Source organism: Streptomyces sp. TRM49041, from assembly GCF_008271805.1.
Taxonomy (GTDB): Bacteria; Actinomycetota; Actinomycetes; order Streptomycetales; family Streptomycetaceae; genus Streptomyces.
The window spans coordinates 1-3062 of sequence record NZ_VSRY01000149.1; the positions used below are offsets into that span (position 1 = coordinate 1).

Annotated in this window: 3 protein-coding genes and 1 pseudogene; 2 read left to right on the top strand and 2 right to left on the bottom strand. The window is 69.7% G+C overall.

What is annotated here, in order from left to right; translation table 11 throughout:
• Nucleotides 1-17: 17 nt before the first annotated feature.
• Nucleotides 18-1067, top strand: a complete 1050-nt coding sequence (locus FVS66_RS22710; protein WP_262387150.1) for an IS630 family transposase — start codon at nucleotides 18-20, stop codon at nucleotides 1065-1067.
• Between the two features lie 319 nt (nucleotides 1068-1386).
• A pseudogene (locus FVS66_RS22715) lies at nucleotides 1387-1899 on the top strand (site-specific integrase); the annotation flags it as partial.
• A 33-nt stretch (nucleotides 1900-1932) separates the two neighbouring features.
• Here FVS66_RS22715 and FVS66_RS22720 read toward each other — a convergent pair.
• Nucleotides 1933-2538, bottom strand: coding sequence for an IS630 family transposase (locus FVS66_RS22720; protein ID WP_149182005.1), 606 nt, complete (start codon nucleotides 2536-2538; stop codon nucleotides 1933-1935).
• Nucleotides 2493-3008, bottom strand: a complete 516-nt coding sequence (locus FVS66_RS22725; protein WP_149181543.1) for a winged helix-turn-helix domain-containing protein — start codon at nucleotides 3006-3008, stop codon at nucleotides 2493-2495. Before FVS66_RS22725 ends, FVS66_RS22720 begins: the two co-directional genes overlap by 46 nt.
• Between the last annotated feature and the right edge of the window lie 54 nt (nucleotides 3009-3062).

Below are 3062 nucleotides of genomic sequence, written 5' to 3' on the forward strand. Positions count from 1 at the left end.
GGGGTGTGAGCGATCTGGTGGGGGACGCGCGGCATCTGTCGCCGTCGGCGCAGGAGGCCCTGCGGCTGCGGGCGGTGGCCGCGTTGGTGGCGGGCCGGGACCGTGAGGACGTGGCGGCGGTCTTCGGGGTGTCGCTGAAGGCGGTCGACGGGTGGTGGGCGAAGTGGCAGGCCGGCGGACGGGAGGCGCTGGTCATGCAGCCGCGGGGCAAGCCGGTCGGGGTGCACCAGGTCCTCGGGGAGGCCGAGCAGGCCGCAGTACGGCAGGCGGTCCTCGACCACCGGCCCTGCGACGTGGGGGTGAGTGGGCAGTTGTGGACGCGGCGGCTGGTGGGTGAGCTGATCGCGAAGCTGTACCGGGTGCGGCTGACCGAACCGGGGGTGGGCAAGTACCTGAAGCGGTGGGGGCTGTCCTTCCAGCGTCCGGACAAGCGGGCCGTCGAGCAGGACCCGGAGGCGGTGGCGCGCTGGCATCAGGAGACCTGGCCGAAGATCCGTGCGAAGGCGAAGGCCGAAGGCGGTGAGATCCTCTTCGCCGACCAGGTCGGCATCCGCTCGGATCAGGTCACCGGCCGCACCTGGGGCGAGAAGGGGAAGACGCCCGTGGTGCGGCGGAGCGGGAACCGGTTCTCGGTGAACGCGATGTCGGCGATCAGCACCAAGGGCCGGATGCACTTCATGGTCTTCACCGAGAGCTTCACCGCCGAGGTGATGTGCCGCTTCCTGGACCGGCTCGCCGGCCACTTCGACCACAAGGTCCACCTCGTGGTCGACGGGCACTCCGCCCACCGCTCCAAGAGGGTCCGCGACTGGCTCGCCGCCCACCCCGACGACGTCGAACTGCACTTCCTGCCGCCGTACTCGCCAGAGCTGAACCCCGACGAGCTGGTCAACGCCGACCTCAAGCACAGCCTGCCCCGGCAGCACCGAGCCCGTGACCAGGCCGAACTCGCCGCCGAGACCCGCCGCTTCTTCCGCCGACGCCAGCGTCAGCCGCACATCGTCCGCGGCTACTTCGGCGGCCCACACGTCCGCTACGCCCTGGACGAGAACCCCATGAGTCTCTGATCAATAGCCGGCATCCGGTTCACGACCGGAATGCCTCGGCCGACACCCACATGAGGCTCTCCCGCTCGTCGGGTGTGAGGCGCTGGTGCATCACGCACTGTGGCGCCCGCTGCCGTCGCGCGACGCACCAGACCGCACAGGGCGGGCCACCCCGGAGCGGTGCGTACTCCGGCGCCGGCCCGCCGGGGCCGAACGTACGAGACGCAGACCTCCACCACGGGAGGGATGCGTCACATTGCCTACCCGCCCCCGGTGCCCGCTGCCGTCCTCGGCGCCCATCCCGGCGACCATCTGCCCCACGGGAGACGGCAACGGGACTGGCGGAACGGCCAGCATCCGGCACTCGCTGCAGCGCACCCGCACCGGCGGCCTCACGCATCTACCCACCAAGACCCGGGCATCCGAACGCCGCATCGCCCCCCACCGAATGCATCCACTCCCTCAGGAAGCACAAGCAGCGACAGGACAAGGAGCGCGAGACCGCAGGGCCAGCCTGGCGGGACAGCGGCCTGGTCTTCACCACGCCGACTGGACGGCCTCTCAACCCCGCCAACCTCACCCCCCGCTTCCGCAGCTTCCTCAACCGGGCTGGCTCCGACGGATCCGCTTCCACGACCTCCGCCACTCGACCGCCACCCTGCTCCTGGAACAAGGCGTCGACCTCATCGTGATTAAGGAACTCCTTGGCCACGCCCACATCGGCATCACCGCAGGCGTCTACGCCCACGTCCGACTCCGCCTTCAGCGCCAAGCTATCGACACCCTCAACCTCGCCCTCAGCCCGACCGAAGACGGGCCCGGCGATCCGCCGGCCACAACAGCCATCCGCTGAAGTTGCCGCTGAGGTTGAAAGGGTGGGGTGACGCTACGGGGGCTCCAGTGCCAGTCCGGTCTCGGCTATGAAGCCGTTGAGGACTTCGGGGCGGCGTTGGATGCCGCGCAAGCGGTTCTTCACGAGCGGAGTGAGGTCGTCGATTGTGTGGGGTGCGAGGTTGGCCAGGGACTTCTTCAGGTGGGCCCACACGCCTTCGACGGGGTTGAGGTCGGGTGCGTATGGCGGCAGCTTGACGATGGTCAGCCACTCGCTGTTGCGCTCGCAGAACTTCCGCAAGGCTTTGGCGTGGTGGGTGCTGGCGTTGTCCCACACCACGATCAGCGGGGCACCGCCGAGTTGCCGACGGGCGGAGGTCAGCAGGTCCGCGAACTCGCGGGCGCGAAAGCCCTTCTTCTCGCCGGTACGGCCCCGGTACGTCTGGGTCCGGTAGATCAGCCTGGTCTCGCGTCCCGGTCTGATGCAGATCATCCCGGCCATCAGGACCCGGCCGGAACCCTTGCCCGTGACCCTGACCAGCGGCGTTTGCCCGCGTCGCGACCAGGTCCGGCCCTTTCCGGGTTTCAGGTCCTGCCCGGCCTCGTCCTCGAAGACTACCCACGCGCCCAGGAGCTGGGCCGTCCTCTTACCCGTGACCACTGCTCCGTCCGCCACAGCCCAACGGCCTGCTCGTCCCGCTCGACGGCCCGGTGCGCGGGGACCTGCGGCGACCAGCCGAGCCTGTGCAGCAGGTACGACACCCCGCGCGGGGTGTACCGGTACCCGAACAGTCTGTGGATCAGCTCCGCGACCCTCGCCAGGGTCCACCGCTGGTCCTCCATCCAGCCATGCGCCGTTGGCCCGGCCTCCAACTCGGCCTGCAGCCGCTCCGCCTGAACATCGCCCAGCCGGCACGGAAAGCCGCCGGCCCCCTTGGACGTCAGGGCTGCTCTGCCACCCTCACGCCAGGAGGCGTGCCAGGCATACGCTGACTTCCGTGACACGCGCAATCTGCCGGCCACCTCCGGCGGCCGCACCCCCTGCTTGAACATCTCCGCGGCCTCGAAGCGCACCGCTTCACGCTTCGCCCGCCCCACGGCGGTCAACCCGCCGCCATCCGCATACCTCATGACGAGGATGTAGCACCGCCAACGCCCGCTGTCACCCCACCCTTTCAACCTCAG

Coding starts and splice junctions, on each gene's coding strand:
- FVS66_RS22725 (WP_149181543.1), bottom strand. CDS start 3,008: ATGAGGTATGCGGATGGCGGCGGGTTGACCGCCGTGGGGCGGGCGAAG.